16 protein-coding genes and 1 tRNA gene are annotated in these 15,478 nt (G+C 70.8%); 11 read left to right on the top strand and 6 right to left on the bottom strand.

Annotated features, from left to right (window positions below; genetic code table 11):
* The first annotated feature begins 19 nt into the window (after nucleotides 1-19).
* The 6 genes from E4622_RS09690 to E4622_RS09665 all read left to right on the top strand — a co-directional run bounded on the left by E4622_RS09690 (nucleotide 20) and on the right by E4622_RS09665 (nucleotide 4,894).
* Nucleotides 20-718, top strand: coding sequence for a hypothetical protein (locus tag E4622_RS09690; RefSeq protein WP_134739988.1), 699 nt, complete (start codon nucleotides 20-22; stop codon nucleotides 716-718).
* Nucleotides 715-1,539, top strand: a complete 825-nt coding sequence (locus tag E4622_RS09685) for a hypothetical protein (protein WP_134739987.1) — start codon at nucleotides 715-717, stop codon at nucleotides 1,537-1,539. Before E4622_RS09690 ends, E4622_RS09685 begins: the two co-directional genes overlap by 4 nt.
* A gap of 27 nt (nucleotides 1,540-1,566) precedes the next feature.
* A complete protein-coding gene (locus tag E4622_RS09680; protein ID WP_209021860.1) occupies nucleotides 1,567-1,914 on the top strand; it encodes a hypothetical protein in 348 nt (115 codons plus the stop codon).
* 267 nt (nucleotides 1,915-2,181) lie between these two features.
* Entirely contained in the window at nucleotides 2,182-3,351 is a 1,170-nt protein-coding gene (locus E4622_RS09675; RefSeq protein WP_134739986.1) for a Fic family protein, read from the top strand.
* Between the two features lie 242 nt (nucleotides 3,352-3,593).
* Nucleotides 3,594-4,157, top strand: a complete 564-nt coding sequence (locus E4622_RS09670; protein WP_134739985.1) for a hypothetical protein — start codon at nucleotides 3,594-3,596, stop codon at nucleotides 4,155-4,157.
* Between the two features lie 128 nt (nucleotides 4,158-4,285).
* Nucleotides 4,286-4,894, top strand: coding sequence for a hypothetical protein (locus E4622_RS09665; RefSeq protein ID WP_134739984.1), 609 nt, complete (start codon nucleotides 4,286-4,288; stop codon nucleotides 4,892-4,894).
* Between the two features lie 450 nt (nucleotides 4,895-5,344).
* Here the strand turns inward: E4622_RS09665 and E4622_RS09655 are convergent.
* A tRNA-Arg gene (locus tag E4622_RS09655) sits at nucleotides 5,345-5,420 on the bottom strand.
* 191 nt (nucleotides 5,421-5,611) lie between these two features.
* On the bottom strand, nucleotides 5,612-6,241 hold the full coding sequence (locus E4622_RS09650) for a histidine phosphatase family protein (protein WP_134739983.1): 630 nt from the start codon (nucleotides 6,239-6,241) through the stop codon (nucleotides 5,612-5,614).
* Between the two features lie 196 nt (nucleotides 6,242-6,437).
* Between E4622_RS09650 and E4622_RS09645 the strand changes: the two genes are divergently transcribed.
* Nucleotides 6,438-7,682 (top strand): LCP family protein, encoded by a 1,245-nt coding sequence (locus E4622_RS09645; RefSeq protein ID WP_134739982.1) that lies wholly within the window; start codon nucleotides 6,438-6,440, stop codon nucleotides 7,680-7,682.
* Complete coding sequence (locus tag E4622_RS09640) at nucleotides 7,679-7,927, top strand: hypothetical protein (RefSeq protein WP_245155971.1); 249 nt, start codon at nucleotides 7,679-7,681, stop codon at nucleotides 7,925-7,927. Before E4622_RS09645 ends, E4622_RS09640 begins: the two co-directional genes overlap by 4 nt.
* Nucleotides 7,928-8,029: 102 nt before the next feature.
* Here E4622_RS09640 and E4622_RS09635 read toward each other — a convergent pair whose 3' ends face one another.
* The 3 genes from E4622_RS09635 to E4622_RS09625 all read right to left on the bottom strand — a co-directional run bounded on the left by E4622_RS09635 (nucleotide 8,030) and on the right by E4622_RS09625 (nucleotide 9,521).
* A complete protein-coding gene (locus tag E4622_RS09635) occupies nucleotides 8,030-8,398 on the bottom strand; it encodes an MscL family protein (protein WP_134739981.1) in 369 nt (122 codons plus the stop codon).
* Nucleotides 8,399-8,448: 50 nt separating this feature from the next.
* On the bottom strand, nucleotides 8,449-9,102 hold the full coding sequence (locus tag E4622_RS09630; RefSeq protein ID WP_134739980.1) for an SAF domain-containing protein: 654 nt from the start codon (nucleotides 9,100-9,102) through the stop codon (nucleotides 8,449-8,451).
* 95 nt (nucleotides 9,103-9,197) lie between these two features.
* Nucleotides 9,198-9,521, bottom strand: coding sequence for an FmdB family zinc ribbon protein (locus E4622_RS09625; RefSeq protein WP_134739979.1), 324 nt, complete (start codon nucleotides 9,519-9,521; stop codon nucleotides 9,198-9,200).
* Nucleotides 9,522-9,600: 79 nt separating this feature from the next.
* Between E4622_RS09625 and E4622_RS09620 the strand changes: the two genes are divergently transcribed.
* Genes E4622_RS09620 through E4622_RS09610 form a run of 3 tightly spaced genes read left to right on the top strand, consistent with a single transcriptional unit; the run spans nucleotide 9,601 to nucleotide 14,258 of the window.
* Complete coding sequence (locus E4622_RS09620; protein WP_134739978.1) at nucleotides 9,601-12,207, top strand: penicillin acylase family protein; 2,607 nt, start codon at nucleotides 9,601-9,603, stop codon at nucleotides 12,205-12,207.
* 60 nt (nucleotides 12,208-12,267) lie between these two features.
* A complete protein-coding gene (locus E4622_RS09615) occupies nucleotides 12,268-13,551 on the top strand; it encodes an ATP-binding protein (protein WP_134739977.1) in 1,284 nt (427 codons plus the stop codon).
* Nucleotides 13,548-14,258, top strand: coding sequence for a response regulator transcription factor (locus E4622_RS09610; protein ID WP_134739976.1), 711 nt, complete (start codon nucleotides 13,548-13,550; stop codon nucleotides 14,256-14,258). Before E4622_RS09615 ends, E4622_RS09610 begins: the two co-directional genes overlap by 4 nt.
* Nucleotides 14,259-14,280: 22 nt before the next feature.
* Here the strand turns inward: E4622_RS09610 and E4622_RS09605 are convergent, their stop codons facing one another.
* A complete protein-coding gene (locus tag E4622_RS09605) occupies nucleotides 14,281-15,453 on the bottom strand; it encodes an ATP-binding protein (RefSeq protein ID WP_134739975.1) in 1,173 nt (390 codons plus the stop codon).
* Between the last annotated feature and the right edge of the window lie 25 nt (nucleotides 15,454-15,478).

Raw genomic sequence — 15,478 nt, 5'->3', positions numbered from 1 at the left:
ATCCCCGAAGGAGATCTCCATGCCCCGCATCCTCGACCGCGTCCTTCGACGAACGACCGTGCCCGACCCCTACGCCCTGAGCACGTACCACGGCAAGCTCCTGGACAACGCCACGATCGCGGCCACCAAGGTCGCCGAGGCGATCCTCGGCTACCAGCTCACGATCATCCAGGGCATCGGCGGCGCCGCGGCGTCCGGCGGCACCCACATCGAGGGCCGCGCGATCGACGTCGCGCCCTGGGACATCTCGCGCAAGGACCGGGCGCTCAAGGACGTCGGGTTCATCGGCTGGCCGCGCGGTTACGTGCCCGGCCTCTGGGGCGCCCACGGGCACTACGTGCTGGTCTTCGAGTCGCGGTCCAACGCGCGACGGATCGCCGCAGCCGCGCTGCGCCAGATCGGCTCCTTCTTCCGCGGCCGCAATGGCCTCAAGGGCGACGGCCCCGACGTCCAGGGCGCCTACCGACCGAAGCCCGAGCGGGTGTTCACCATGAAGGACTACCGCGCCACCTTCGCGACGCCGCCGCCCAAGCCGACCCGGACCCGCGTCACCCGCGCGCGCAACCGGCTCGCCGAGGCGCAGGCCAAGATCGACCAGGCCGTCGCGCTGCTCGACGCCACCCCCGACGCCCGCACCGCCGTGCACCGCGAGATCACCGACCTCCGTCGCGCCGACCGGATCCTCGAGCAGTCGCTCAAGGACCTCCCGCCTCGATGAAGATCCCCCGCGGGTGGCGCAAGTACCGACTGCCGTTCCTGTTCGCCGCCGGCCACTGGTCCGCGGCCGGCGAGACGACCGGGCGCTACCTCGCACGCCTCATCCGCGAGTTCCCCGACGTCGTGCTCATCGGCACGACCGAGTCGCAGGACCAGGGCGTGCTCGCGGAGGTGCGCGCCGAGCTGCCCGACGGCTGGGCGGCGGTCAAGGCGGGGGAGTTCCTCGCCGTCCACCGGCTCGACACGATCCGCCTCGACCTCCCGTCGCGCACCCTCGCCGCGGTCGTGGTCCGGTTCACCGACGTACCCGGGCTGCCCGACTGGCAGAACGTCTTCGCCGGCCGCTTCCGCTTCCGCCACGTCGCGTCGCAGCGCCGGTTCAAGGTCTTCATCACCCACAGCAACTCGGGCATCGAGTGGGGCGACGGACTGCGCAGCAGCGCCGACCTGAAGGTCCAGTCGGCGCGCACCGGCCTCACCCGCCTCGGGCGGCGGGCGAGGGCTGCAGCGCGCACCGGGGCGCCGCGGCTGGTCGCGCGCGCGTTCTCGCTCGTCATCGGCGACTTCAACCTCGACCAGAAGCGGCCCGCGCAGCGCCGCCGGCTCGGCAGCTGGCTCAACGGCGAGTCGATCTTCGCGCGCGGCGTCCGCACGATCGGCGACCACCGCGGCGGCCGCCTGATCGTGGGCGCCTTCCTCTACGGCTGGGGCGTCGAGTGGGTCGGCTGGGGCCGCGTCGTCCCCGACCGCGAGGTGCCCATGCCGGACGAGTACGACCACCGACCCCTGCGCGGCGTCATCCAGTTCCTCGGCCGTGCGTAGCCCGCCCAACCCACCGAAGGAGATCCGATGAACTACAGAAGCCCGAGCGTCGACGTCCCGCAGCCGGCCGCCGAGGTCGTCCCCGTCACGGCCAACGCCCGCGACGGCTCCACCCGCACCGCGGTCGTGGTCTCGCCCACCCAGGTCCGCCGCCCGTGGCGGTCGACGGCGCGGACCGTCTTCCAGGCGTTCATCGGGCTCTGCGTCCTGGCGCCGCTCATCGTGGGCGCGACCGGCCTCACCGTCGCGCAGCTGCCGTGGCTGGGCGTCGTGCTCGGCGTCGCGGCCGCGGTGACCCGCATCATGGCGATCCCCGGCGTGGAGGCCTGGCTGCGGCGCTTCCTGCCATTCCTCGCGGCCGCACCGAAGCAGTAGCCGTGCGCCGCCGGCTGGCCACCCTCGCGGTGGCTTACGCCCTCGGCCCGGTCCTCGGTCACGTCCTGCATCACCGCTGCACCCACTGACCCGCTACCGACGGGAACACCGCCCCCACCCAGGCTCCGGCCCGGAGTGGGGGCGGTTCTGCACGTCATGCTGCCCGTCAAGCCAGCGGATTACGCCGAGGATGAACAAATGGACAAACTAGGGGGTCAATAAGGCGTTTCCACTTGTGAACGCAGTCACGATGCGTAACTATGGCGCATGAGCGCGACTTCCCACCCCTTCATCAACTTCAACATCGAGACCGACCGCATCGGCGCCGGCACGTGGATCGCGATCGGCGAAGCGATGAGCAAGTGCCAGCACCTCGCAGGCGTCCCCCTCAAGCCCGCGGCGGCGCAGACCATGATGTCGGTGTCGCTGGCCCGCGGCGTCCAAGCTACGACCGCGATCGAAGGCAATACGCTCTCCGACTCTGAGGTCCAGGCCATTGTCGACAAGGGCACCGCCAACGTCTCCGAGTCCCGGACCTACCTCGAGACGGAAGTCAGGAACATCCTCGCTGCCATCTCCGAGATTGACGCCGCCCTTCACGAGGGAGCTCGCCTTCCCATCGACGTGGCTCGCCTCTGCCGGCTGAATGAGCAAGTCCTTCGCGACACCCCGCAGGGCCCCGAGGTGGTTCCTGGCCGCTTCCGAGAGCACGACGTTGCAGCCGGGCGCTACAAGGCGCCCCACTGGACGGAGGTGCCCGACCTCACCCAGCAGCTCGTCAAGTGGCTCGACGAACTTCGAGACACCGTTACCACGGACTCTCGCCGCGAGGACCGCTTCGTCAACGCTGTGCTGAGCGCCATCCTGGCGCACCTCTACATCGCCTGGGTGCACCCCTTCGGCAACGGCAACGGGCGACTTGCTCGCCTGGTCGAGGTGCAGATCCTGTCCGAGTCGGGTGTCATCCCGCTCGTGGCCACCAACTTCCTGTCGGACCACTACAACAAGACGCGCGATGCCTACTACGTCGCATTGGACGCTGCGCAGCGCGACGTCCTTCACTTCGTCGGCTACTCCGTGCAGGGCTTCCTCGACGAGTTGCGCGACGCAGTGAAGGTCCTCCGAGCAGAGAGCCTCACGATCCACTGGGAGAGCTACGTCTACGAGAAGTTTCGCGACCAGCCGAGCACGCCGGCGCGCACTCGTCAGCGGCACCTGGCGTTGGCCATGCCGCACGATGAAGCGGTGTCGCCGGAGGCTGCCACCGAACTCACCACCCGCCTCGCGAAGCTCTACGGCAAGTGCGGCGAACGCGTGCCCGCACGCGATCTCAACGACCTCGTAAAGCTCGAACTCGTGACCAAGACCGGAAGCCGCAAGTACCGGAGCAACCGGGGCGTGGTGGAGGCCTTCATCCCTCCCGTCTCTGCTCCATAGTGGATCCGTTCTTGGTGCTCACCCACGTCGCCGCGGCCGCTGGCGGCATCCTCATCGGTTGGTCGATGCGAAGCCGGCGGTAGAAGTGGGTCATCGGTTGCAGACTGATCCACTAGTGGTCTAGACCGCGCCTGACTGTGTCCAATACCTGGTGCCTAAGACGCCCTCTTGACTTATGGTCGCCTTCCAATCTCAACCCCCAGCACTGGCGGCATGACCGTCACAGAGATGTAGGTGGTCGAATGTCTTGGTCGAAGCGATTCCATTCTCTCGCGGCACTGGCAGTCCTGATGTTGGTGGTGGCGCTCCATCCCACTGCCGCGTCTGCACATCCCTCAGGAGTATCACCAGACAATAAGAACCATGTCTGGTGCTTCGGCACCACGACGGACGACAACCCGAACGTGCGTGCGGCCCAGCGCTACGCCATGGACAATCTCGAAGCCCAGACCGAGTTCTATGGCACGCAGCAAGCCGAATGCGGGACCGCCACCGACGTTCAATTCCGAGCCGGTGACGGGGGGCAGGCAGGTGATGAACGTGGTGCTTGGCGTTGCGTGACCTATAACCCGTCGTCCGGGATCTGCGGCAAGGCCATCGTCACCCTGTGGCCAGAAGTAATTGCTGCCGAGGCGGGGCCGTTCTTGCTCAACCTCAACAAGACTGCCTGCCACGAAGTTGGGCATTCGGTCGGCCAGACCCACCATGACCCGCCCTATGGGGACTGCCTGGTCCGTGGACCTGTGTCGACGGGACACGTGCAGTACGGCGGCGTGCATAAGGGCTACATCAACGACCTTTTCTGATGCCACTCAAGCGCGCTCGGGCTCGGAACCAAAAGTTACCGTGCCACGTCGAAGACTCATCTGATCATCTATCTGCGGGAGCCAGCATGTTGGATTCGAGAACCAAGACTCAAATTCTAGGCGCTGGGTTGGGCCTGACGCTCGCCCTTCTGACAGCCGGCTGCGGCAGCGAGACCGCTGTCGGGACCGACGGCGCATCTCAGGTTGCGCCCGTCGCCGAGACGTCACCATCCGAGCTCATCGAGATGTTCGCGACCACGACGCAGTTCGACTACCAGGCGCTCAGCTATGAGGAGGTGGCCGAGCGGTCGTCGGTAGCGATCTCCGGATCCTTGGTGCAGGCGGTCCCTGGCCGCATCGAAGGAGAATCGAGTGAAGATCCCTTCGCCGCTCACTTGTCGGCCCTCGCGGTGCGAGTTGACAGCGTGAGCAAAGGGGCCGGCGAGGTTGCTCTAGGAGACGTGATCTGGGTTGAGGTTGCAGTCGATCCTGAGTTCTTGCTTCCGCGTCTTCCTGAAGACCTGAACCTGACGCTCTTCTTGAACGAGGCGCAGGCTGGCTCAAAGCACATAAAATTCTCCGAGGGCGAGTCGCAGGTGCCGGATGGGGAGCGCCTTTGGGCAGTGGCGCACCCGCAAGGTCTCGTGATCGGTACGCCCAAGCAGGACGGCTACGTCGTGCCCTACGCAGAGGACGTTGTTGCGACGGGCGAACCGGAGGATGTACTCCCGGAATAACCTGAAATCCAGCAGCATCTCCTACTGCCTCCAGTGAAGTTGCAGCAGCGGTTTGGCTGCTACCTCAGCAGACCTGTTCGGCCCCTCTCCTGACTTCTACTGGCGAGGGGCCGGACCGGTGGTAGGGGCCGGGCAGTCCTAACCTCTGCCCCGTGACGACGATGGGGGCCGGACTCACAGTCCGCGAGCACATGACACTGCAGTTGGCCGCGCAGACCTACGGACCACGTGAGGCCGTGCGCGTGACTAGTGCCCGAGTCGAGCTCGGCTACACCGAGCCACGGTTCTGGCAGGTCGTCGACCACCTCATCGACCAACCTGCCGGGCTTGCCGCCTATCCGGCCCTCGTGCACCGGTTGCAGCGTCTCCGCGAGCAGCGGCGCAGCAGGCGCCGGAGGGCGTCCTAGACGTACTTGGCTACAGACTTGGCTACAGTCGAATCGGCAAGTGTGGTGCCCCAGGCAGGAGTCGAACCTGCGACCTTTCGCTTAGGAGGCGGCTGCTCTATCCACTGAGCTACTGGGGCGGGCCAGGTGCACTCTCACGTCGAGAACCACGATGGCGGGCTACATCTTGTCAGGACCGGACCGGAGTGGCCGAACCCGGCCGTTCCGCGCGGTGAAGCGGTCCCCCTGCGGCTGCTCGTGGACGACGGGGACGACGTGACCGGACCGCTCACCTTCCGGGGCCGGTGGTGGTCCCCACGTCCCGGTCCTCTCAGCGGGAGAGGTGCGCCGTCTCGCTGACGCTCAGAACGGCTCGGTTGTGGAAGAAGTCGTCTTCACCCAGGAGCGTCAACCCGCCGCTGGTCGAGCGGAAGTTGACGTAGCCGGTGGCTTCCAGGGGCATGCGGATCCAGGCCGCGATGAGGAACGTGACGGCGAACCCGTGAGTGACCACCACCTGGTGGCTCGCCGGGTCGGACTCGATGGACGACATGGCGGCGTAGATGCGCTCCGCGAAGGCACGTCTGGTCTCGGCCCCCTCGACGCCTTCGTGGTGACCCATGCGGTCCCCCTCGGACGGGGGCGGGACGAACCGTTCGTCGAGCCACGCCTGCGGTCTGCCCTCGGCCACCCCGTAGGACTTCTCCCGGAGCGACCTGTGGGCTTGTGGGCCCACCCCGAAGAGGGGCGCGATGTGTGCTGCGGTCTGCACGGTGCGCTTGAGGTCGGACGAGTGCACCGCCACCGACTCGCCCTCCGGGATCAGCTCACGTAGGCGACGTGCGATCAGCGTGGCTTCGTGGTGTCCCTTGTCGGTCAGCTCGCTGTCGTACCAGCCACCCACCAGGTCGTCGAGGTGGTGCTGTGACTCTGGGTGGGCGACCACGTAGACCCGTCGCATGGAACCTCCTGGGGCCGAAAGGTCACAGACTAGGTGGCCACACCGACAGGACACCCGCGCCCGTCCGTCGGGACTCGCACATCTGTCGCGCGACCGTGACCGGCCAGGGTTTGGCCTACTCGCCGGTCACGGAGACAATTTGGCCTCAGCACGTACCTTCGCCACTGCGAAGGCGACCCCGCGACCAGAGGTGCAGATGTCCGACGAGCAGCAGACCGCTCAGTCGGAGCCGCCGACCCCACGGAGGGGCCGACGCCGGGGCCGGACCCGCAAGCGGCACATCGTCGCGCGGGTCCTGGTCACCACCGTGCTCGTGCTCGGCATGGTCACCGGGCTCTCGGTCGTGTTCCTCACGCGCCACCTCGAGGGCAACGTCACCGTGCTCGACCCGACGGCCCAGCTGTCGAACCGGCCGGACAAGGTCGACACCGGTCCGCAGGAGCCGCTCAACATCCTGGTGATGGGCTCGGACGCCCGCGACGGGGCCGGCAACAACATCGACGGGCTCACCGGCGACGGCGCCCGGTCCGACACGACGATCCTGATGCACCTCTCGGCCGACCGGAAGCACGCCTACGGCGTCAGCATCCCGCGCGACTCGCTCGTGACCCGACCCGACTGCAAGAAGAAGGACGGCACGACCATCCCCGGTGGGGAGAACGAGATGTGGAACGCCGCCTTCGCGCTCGGCGGTCCGGCCTGCACCATCCAGCAGTTCGAGCAGCTGACCAAGCTCCGGATCGACCACTTCGTCGTCGTCGACTTCGCGGGCTTCCGCGACATGGTCGACGCCATCGACGGCGTGGAGGTCTGCATCCCCGAGGACATCGAGGACCCCGCCCACGGCATCAGCATCCCGGCCGGCACCCGCCAGATCCGCGGCAAGGAGGCGCTCAACTACGTCCGGGCGCGCTACACCCTCGGCGACGGCTCCGACATCGGCCGGATCCAGCGCCAGCAGGCCTTCGTCGCCGCCATGGCCAACAAGGTCGTCTCGGGCGGCACCCTCGCGCGCCCCGACCGCGTCATCCGCTTCCTCAACGCCGCCACCAAGTCGCTGATCGTCGACCCCGGCCTCAAGAGCGTCTTTGACATGAGCAAGCTCGGGCTCGGCTTCAAGGGCATCGGCCTCGACAACATCAAGTTCGTCACCGTGCCGTGGGCCTACGACACCCGCGAGGGCTACGAGGGCCGCGTCGTCTGGCTGCCCGAGGCCACGAACGTGTGGCGCAAGGTGCGCAACGACGAGCCGCTGAGCAAGCGCCTCAGCGAGGGCTCGATCGACGCCGGCAACCTGCCCGGCGCGACGCCGAGTGGGTCGCCCGGGGGGTCCCCGAGCGGGTCGCCCAGCGGATCGCCTGGTGCCGGCCCGCGTGGGTCGAGCTCGCCGGACGCCGAGGAGCGGGCCGCCGCGCGCGAGGCGGCCGGGCTCTGCGCATGAGCGAGCCGCGCGAGCCGACCGGGTCGGTGGAGCCGGACGAGCCGACGTTGGAGTCGGGGGAGCCCGACGTACCGACGGCGGAGTCTGGCGAGGCCGGCGAGTCGGACTGGAAGCGCCGGCGCCGCCTCGAGGCCGTCTTCGGCGACGCCCTCCCGGACACCACCAGCGACGAGCGCGACCCCGCGGGCCGCGAGGACAACGACGCCTGGCTCCGCGCCCAGGTCCCGCCCCATCACGGCGGCTAGGGCCGATCCCCGACGTAGCCTCTGGGCATTTCCCTGACGTTCTGGGCCGTTATTTCGCCCCAGAACGTCAGGGATTTCAGCATCTGCTGGTAAACCCGCGCCTCAGCCCGGCGGCCGCGAGGCGAGCAGGTCGCGGATCTCCTGGAGGAGCTTGACGTCCTCGGGGGTGCCCGGGTCGGGGCTGGGGAAGAAGCGCTCCTTGGCGGCGACGTAGGGCGTCACCACGAAGAAGTAGACGACCGCGGCGAGGATGAGGAAGGCGACCAGCGCGGTGAGGAAGGACCCGACGGCGATGTCGCCCGGGGTCCAGTCGTTGAAGTCGGGCTCCTTGCCGCCCAGCACCTTCGCGATCGCCGAGAGCAGCATCTCGGTGAAGGAGGTGACGACCGTGGCGAAGGCGCCGCCGATGATGAACGCGACGGCCAGGTCGATGAGGTTGCCACGCAGGATGAAGTTCTTGAAGCCGGTCATGGCTGCTCCTAGGTGCCGAGAACGTGGGCGTGCCCACCGTGATCTCGAAACTAGCGTCCGCCCCAGGTGAATGTCACGACGGCCCGCACCGCCGCCGCGGCGACGGCCGGGACGTCGTCGGGAGTGGCGCCCACGACGACGAGCCGGCCCGGCAGGCCCGTCGCGGAGGCGGCGCCGTCGTCAGCGGGCAGCGCGAGCACGGGTACGTCGCGTGCCACCACGACCGCGTCCCCGCCCTGCGGGTCGGCGGCCACGAGGTCGATGCGGTCGCCGACGGTGAGCAGGGCCGCCATGCCCGGGTCGGGCAGCCGCACGGGGATGGCGACCCGGCCGGGCTGACCCGCGGTGAGCGCCGGGCCGACCAGCCGCACCGACGTGACGGCCTCGCCGCGGCGCAGCGGGGAGGCGAGGGTGCGTCCCTCGGGCCGACCCGCCAGGTCGTCGGGCACCGACCCGGGCGCGAAGGCGACCTCCACCAGGTCGTCCGGGCCCAGGACGGCGCCGGCGGGCAGGTCGTGGGCCGCGACGGCGACGGGGACGCGCGCCGGAGGCGGGGCGGCGACGGCGTGCAGCCCGGCCGCGACGGCGACCGCGGTCAGCAGCGCGGCGAGCAGCCGGCGGCGCCGCAGCACCGCGCGGCGCAGGCCGCGCCGGACCCGCGCGAGACGCTGGCGGATGCCGTCAGCGGGGGCGGGGGAGTCCATGCCCCGACGCTAGGCGAGCGGCGGCGACGGTGCGGCCGCTCTCCACAGGGGTTTCGAGACAGGAGCTAGGGCGTCTTCCTCAAACCCCGGATGCGTCAGGCGGTGGTGGCCGCGGCCGGCTTGCTGTCGCTCTTGGGCGTGCTGCTCGCCGAGGAGTCGGACTTCTTGTCGGTCTTCGTGTCGCTCTTCGACTCCGACTTGGTCTCGGACTTCGGCGCCGGGGCGTCGGCCGAGGCCGTCGTGGAGCGGCTGTCGTTGCGGTAGAAGCCGGAGCCCTTGAAGACCACGCCGACCGCGTTGAAGACCTTGCGCAGCCGGCCGTGGCACTCCGGGCACTCGGTGAGCGAGTCCTCGGAGAAGCTCTGGAACTGCTCGAACGAGTGCTCGCACTCGGTGCAGGCGTACTGGTAGGTCGGCACTGTGACTCCTCGGTGGCACGGATCTGGCACTCCGCCCTGGCGACTGCCAATTCTACGGCACGGCACAATGAGTCGCGCCATGGCCGAGGACACTGCACCACCGCAGCAGCGGCGGCCCGGCTTCCGGGGCCTCCCGCGGCCCCTCCGCCTCACGTCGTACGTCGCCGGGCTGGTCGTCCTGGTGCTGGTCGCCGGGCTCGCGACGTTCGTCGTGCTCGCCCGACGACCGCTGCCGCAGACCTCCGGCGAGCTGGTCCTCCCCGGGCTGGTCGGCGACGTGGAGGTGGTGCGCGACGAGCACGGGATCCCCCAGCTCTACGCCGACACCCTCGACGACCTGATGCGCGGCCAGGGCTACGTGCACGCCCAGGAGCGGTTCTTCGAGATGGACGTCCGGCGCCACGCGACCGCGGGACGCCTCGCGGAGCTGTTCGGCGAGGACGCGCTCGAGAGCGACCTCTACGTGCGGACGATGGGGTGGCGCCGCGTCGCCGAGCGCGAGCTGGCGCTGGTCGAGCCGTCGACCCGCACGGCCCTCGAGGCGTACGCCGCCGGCGTCAACGCGTTCCTGGCCGAGAGCTCGCCGACCGAGACCGCGCTGGAGTACACCGTGCTCGACGCCGGTGGCCTCGACTACCACCCGGAGGACTGGACCGCGGTCGACTCGCTGGCGTGGCTCAAGGCGATGGCCTGGGACCTGCGCGGCAACATGGCCGAGGAGATCGACCGGGTCCTGACCGCCGACGCGGTCGGGGAGCAGCGGGCGGCCCAGCTCTACCCGGCCTACCCCTACGCGGAGCACGCGCCGATCGTCCAGCAGGGCGCCGTCGTGGACGGCGTCTTCGAGCAGGACGCGACGACGGGCGGCACCCGCAACCCGCAGCGAGCGCCCTTCACGGCCGCCCAGCGCGCTCCGCTCGCGGCGCTGGGCGAGGGCCTGTCGCGGATGCCGGCGTGGCTTGGCCGCGGCGAGGGGCTCGGCAGCAACTCCTGGGTCGTCGACGGCGAGCACTCCGCCACCGGCGAGCCGCTGCTCGCCAACGACCCGCACCTCGGCGTCGGCGTGCCCGGCGTGTGGATGCAGATGGGCCTGCACTGCCGTCGCGTCGGCCCGGAGTGCCCGCTGGACGTCGCGGGCTCCACGTTCTCCGGGGTGCCCGGCGTGATCATCGGCCACAACGCCGACATCGCCTGGGGCTTCACCAACCTGGGCCCCGACGTGACCGACCTGTTCGTCGAGCGCGTGCGCGGCGACACCTGGCGCTACGACGGCCGTCGGCGCCCGCTGCGTGTGCGCACCGAGACCGTCGAGGTCGCCGGAGGGGACGACGTGGAGCTCACCGTGCGCGAGACCGAGCACGGCCCACTGGTCTCCGACGTCGACGACACCCTCGCGCGCGTCGCCGGCCTGGCGGAGAAGCAGGGGCCGGGCCCCGAGGAGGACGAGTACGCCGTCGCGCTGGCGTGGACCGCCCTGCAGCCGGGCACCACCGCCGACGCGATCCTGGGGCTCGACGCCGCGACCGACTGGGACTCCTTCCGCGACGCCGCGGCCGACTTCGCCGTGCCGGCCCAGAACCTCGTCTACGCCGACCGGGCGGGCCACATCGGCTACCAGGCGCCCGGGCTGGTGCCGATCCGCCGGTCGGGCAACGACGGGACGGTGCCGTCGGCCGGCTGGCGCCCGGAGAACGACTGGACCGGCGAGTTCGTCCCCTACGACGGGCTGCCGCGCGTGCTGGACCCCGAGGAGGGATTCGTGGTCACGGCCAACCAGGCGGTCGTCGGCGAGGACGACTATCCCTACTTCCTCACCGGCGACTGGGACCGCGGCTACCGCTCCGAGCGCATCCGCCACGAGCTGCTCGAGGACGACGAGCTGTCGGTCGCCGACATGGAGGCCCTCCAGCTGGACGACCGCCACCCGCTCGCGCCGGTCCTCACGCCGTACCTGCTGGAGCAGCGGCTGCGCCCCGGCTACGCCGACGACGGTCAGCGCCTGCTGCGCGGCTGGGACTTCCGCCAGCAGGCCGACAGCGCGGCGGCTGCCTACTACCACGTGGTCTGGCGCAACCTGCTCGGGCTCACCTTCCACGACGAGCTCACGGGCGACCAGCGCCCCGACGGCGGAGCCCGCTGGATGAGCGTGGTGGAGCAGCTGCTCGAGAGGCCTCGGTCCCCGTGGTGGGACGACGTCACGACCGAGGACGTCGTCGAGACCCGCGACGACGTCCTGACCGCCGCGCTGCTGGCGGCGCGGGACGAGCTGACGTCGCGGGTCTCGCCCGACCCCGACGAGTGGCGCTGGGGCGACCTGCACCAGCTCGAGCTGCGCTCCAGCACCCTCGGCGAGTCCGGTATCGGGCCGGTCGAGCGGATGGTCAACCGCGGGGGCTGGGACGTCGGCGGTGGGGCGGCCACCGTCGACGCGACCGGGTGGGACGCCCGCGAGGGCTACGAGGTCACGACCGCGCCGTCGATGCGGATGGTCGTCTCGCTGGGAGACCTCGACGCGTCGCGCTGGATCAACCTCACCGGCGTGTCCGGGCACCCGTTCAGCGAGCACTACACCGACCAGACCGACCTGTGGGCCGCCGGCGACTCGCTGCCGTGGGTCTTCTCCCGCGACGCCGTCCTCGACGCCGGCGCCGACACCCTGACGCTGGTGCCCGCGGACGACGACTGACCGCGACACCGCGGAATCCGCGCTGCCGGGCGGCGCGGCCCTCCGGCAGGATGTGACCCCGTGAGCCGAGGACCAGACCCGCGCGGGGCCAGCGAGGACGTGACGCCGGGTCCCCGCACCTGGTCCTGGCTGGGCGGCGGTGGTCCGCCCACGACGGTGGCCGGCGCGGAGAGCGCGGTGGTGCTGCTGGTGATCGGCGCCCGGCTCGGGACGTTGGTCCAGGCCCTGCCCTCGCTCCCCGGTGGCGTGTCCAGCTCACCCGCGGCCGCCGGGTACGTCGCCTGCTGGGCCGCGGCGGCCGCCGCGTCCATCACGGTGAGCGTGGCGTCGTACCGCCGGGGACGGGCGCTGTCCGACGCCGCGCAGGTCGCCGACATCGCGCTCGCCGTCGTGATCGTGCTGCTGGGGCCCTGGACGGTCTCGGTCGAGGACCGGATCGGATCCTGGGAGGGCTTCCAGCCGGGCTACGCGCTCTCGGTCGTGCTGTCGATGATCGCGATGCGCAGCTCCGGCGTGTGGGTGGCGGGCCTGAGCGCCCTCGTCGCCGCCGAGGTCGTCTACCTCGCCTCGGCCTCCGACACCGCCAGCGCCACGACCATCGTCGGCAACCTGTTCACCGTCATCGTGCTGGGCCTCGTGGGCCGGGGCAGCGTGCAGTACCTCCGCCGGGTCGCGGACGACGCCGACGAGGCGCGGGCCCAGGCCTCCGAGCTGGCCCGCCTGCGGGAGGAGCAGCGCGCCCAGGTCGCGATCCACAACGGTGCCGCGGTCATGCACCTGCTGGGCGACCCCAGCCTCGACGACACCACGCGCGACCGGCTGCTCGAGCAGGCGCAGTACGAGGCCACGCGGATGCGCGCCTACCTGCGGGGGGTGCCCCGGTCGCACCTGGACCCCGGGACCGACGCGTCGGGGCCCCGGCCGCTCGCCGACGTGGTGAGCCGCCGGTGCCGGGAGTTCGACGACCTGGTCATCGAGCTCGCGCTCGACCTCGGGCAGGGCGTGCTGGTCGACCCCGCCGTCGCCGAGGCCGTCGACAACGCGCTGACCAGCCTCCTGCTCAACGTCCGGGCGCACTCCGGCGCCCGGCTCGTGGTCGTCCACCTCGACGCCGGCGACGAGTTTCCCCCGACCGGCTGGGTGCTCACGGTCCACGACGACGGGCGCGGCTTCGACCCGACGGCCGTCGAGCTGGGGGTCGGGCTGCGCGAGGTGGTCCACGGCGAGCTCGGGCGGCACGGGGTGGACGTCCGGTTGGAGTCGACGTCCGGTGGCGGGACGACCGTGACCATGACGGGGGCCGTCGCGGGCTTCCCGGCGGCCGGCGGGGGGTCGACCCGATGAGCGAGCGCCCCACCGCGGTCGTGGTCGACGACGCCACGGTCATCCGCCACTCGATCCCGGCGCTGATGCCGGCGTTCGACGTCGTCGGCTCCTACCCGCGCGTCGAGGCGCTGATCGCCGAGCGGCCCCACGCCGACCTGGTGATCCTCGACCTGCACCTCGTGAACTCCGCCCAGCCGTCGGCGCGGCAGGGGGTGGCCGCGGTGCGCGCCGTCGTCGGGGCCGGCTACCGCGCCTGCGTCTACAGCCAGGAGGAGCGGCGATTCGTCCTGGCGGCCTGTCTCGCCGCCGGAGCCACCGGCATCGTGTCGAAGTCCGAGCCGGTGGAGTCGGCGCAGAGCATGTTCCTGGACGCGATGTCCGGCCAGATCGTCGTACCGCAGGCGGTCATCAGCCTCATGGAGCTGCTCGTGCGCCGCAACTGCATCACGATCCTCGGGCCCCGGCAGCGACAGGTGCTCGCCGGCCGCGCGCGGGGGCTGACGTACGCCGAGCTCAGCCGGTCGCTCTTCTTGTCGGAGTCGACGCTGCGCGGCTACTGGCGCGAGCTGACGCTGGGGGTCTCGCGCTACCTGCAGGAGACCACGCCGGCCGACATCGAGCGCGCGCTCGGCCTCGGGCCGGGGGACCTGCTGGACTTCTGGCCGGGCGCCGGGGCGGAGCCCACCGATGGGTCGGCGTCCCGAGACTGGTGGCGCCTGCGCTGACCCCGGCCGCGGTGACTCTCCGCTAGGCCGGCAGGTGCCGCGGCACGTGGAAGAAGAACCGGCAGCCGCCCTCGTCGGGGAGCTCGAGGCCGATCTCGCCCCCCATGAGCGTCACCAGCTCCTTGCAGATGGCCAGCCCGAGGCCGGTGCCGCCGTAGCGGCGGGTGATCGAGGGGTCGGCCTGGCTGAACGACGTGAAGAGCCGGCCCCGCTGCTCGGGGGTCACGCCGATCCCGGTGTCGGTGACCGAGACGAGGACGCTCGCCCCGGCGGGTCCGCGCGGTCCGGGCCCCACCTCCACGCGCACCGAGCCGGCCTCGGTGAACTTCACGGCGTTGCCGACCAGGTTGGTGAGGACCTGGGCGAGTCGGGCCGCGTCGCCGGTGGCGGCGTCGTCCAGCTCGTCGGCGACCTCGAGGGTCAGCTCGAGCCCCTTGTCGGCGGCGGCCGCCGTCTGGGTGCCGACGGCCTGCGCCACCACCTCACGCAGCTTGTAGGGGAGCCGGACGAGGTCGGCCTTGCCGGCCTCGATCCTGGAGAAGTCCAGGATCTCGTCCACCAGGCGCAGCAGCTGTGCCCCCTGACGGTCCATGACCGCGGCGAGCCGCCGCTGCTGGTCGTCGAGCGCGGTGTCGCTGAGCATCTCCGCGGCCGCCAGCACGCTGGTGAGGGGCGTGCGGATCTCGTGGCTCATGTTGGCGAGGAAGAGCGACTTGGCGTTGCTGGCCTCCTCCGCGGCCCGGCGCGCGTCGTCCAGGTCGGCGCGCATCCGGTTGCGCGCGGTCACGTCCTCGGCGATGCCGTAGGCGCCGACCAGCTCGTCCTCGACGATGATCGGCAGTCCGGTCACGGACAGGTCGACCAGGTGCCCGGCCTTGTGCAGGAAGCCGACCTCGAAGCGCTGCGGCTCGCGGTCCAGCAGGCGCAGGAACGCCGCCAGCGTCGGCTCGAGCTCCTCGGGCGGCAGCAGGTCGGTGAACAGCATCCCCTGCAGCTCCGCCTCGGAGTAGCCGCTCAGCAGCTGCGAGGAGGGGTTCGCGCTGGTGAAGCGGCCCTCCAGGTCGAGCGAGAACACGGCATTGGGGTGGTACTCGAAGAGTGAGCGGTAGCGCTCGCTCGTCTCGCGCATCGCGCGCTCGACCGCGACCAGGCGCTCGGCGTCCTCGCCGGAGCGATGCTCGGCTCCGGTGTCCATGCCCGCTCACCTCCGCTCCTCGTGG

The sequence above is a fragment of the Nocardioides sp. 503 genome, from assembly GCF_004522095.1.
Taxonomy (GTDB): Bacteria; Actinomycetota; Actinomycetes; order Propionibacteriales; family Nocardioidaceae; genus Nocardioides.
This window is presented reverse-complemented; position numbering and strand designations above follow the sequence as displayed.

Coding starts and splice junctions, on each gene's coding strand:
- E4622_RS09640 (WP_245155971.1), top strand. CDS start 7,679: ATGAGCGAGCCGCGCGAGCCGACCGGGTCGGTGGAGCCGGACGAGCCG.
- E4622_RS09680 (WP_209021860.1), top strand. CDS start 1,567: ATGAACTACAGAAGCCCGAGCGTCGACGTCCCGCAGCCGGCCGCCGAG.
- E4622_RS09650 (WP_134739983.1), bottom strand. CDS start 6,241: ATGCGACGGGTCTACGTGGTCGCCCACCCAGAGTCACAGCACCACCTC.
- E4622_RS09685 (WP_134739987.1), top strand. CDS start 715: ATGAAGATCCCCCGCGGGTGGCGCAAGTACCGACTGCCGTTCCTGTTC.
- E4622_RS09610 (WP_134739976.1), top strand. CDS start 13,548: ATGAGCGAGCGCCCCACCGCGGTCGTGGTCGACGACGCCACGGTCATC.
- E4622_RS09635 (WP_134739981.1), bottom strand. CDS start 8,398: ATGACCGGCTTCAAGAACTTCATCCTGCGTGGCAACCTCATCGACCTG.
- E4622_RS09620 (WP_134739978.1), top strand. CDS start 9,601: ATGGCCGAGGACACTGCACCACCGCAGCAGCGGCGGCCCGGCTTCCGG.
- E4622_RS09690 (WP_134739988.1), top strand. CDS start 20: ATGCCCCGCATCCTCGACCGCGTCCTTCGACGAACGACCGTGCCCGAC.
- E4622_RS09645 (WP_134739982.1), top strand. CDS start 6,438: ATGTCCGACGAGCAGCAGACCGCTCAGTCGGAGCCGCCGACCCCACGG.
- E4622_RS09630 (WP_134739980.1), bottom strand. CDS start 9,102: ATGGACTCCCCCGCCCCCGCTGACGGCATCCGCCAGCGTCTCGCGCGG.
- E4622_RS09670 (WP_134739985.1), top strand. CDS start 3,594: ATGTCTTGGTCGAAGCGATTCCATTCTCTCGCGGCACTGGCAGTCCTG.
- E4622_RS09675 (WP_134739986.1), top strand. CDS start 2,182: ATGAGCGCGACTTCCCACCCCTTCATCAACTTCAACATCGAGACCGAC.
- E4622_RS09605 (WP_134739975.1), bottom strand. CDS start 15,453: ATGGACACCGGAGCCGAGCATCGCTCCGGCGAGGACGCCGAGCGCCTG.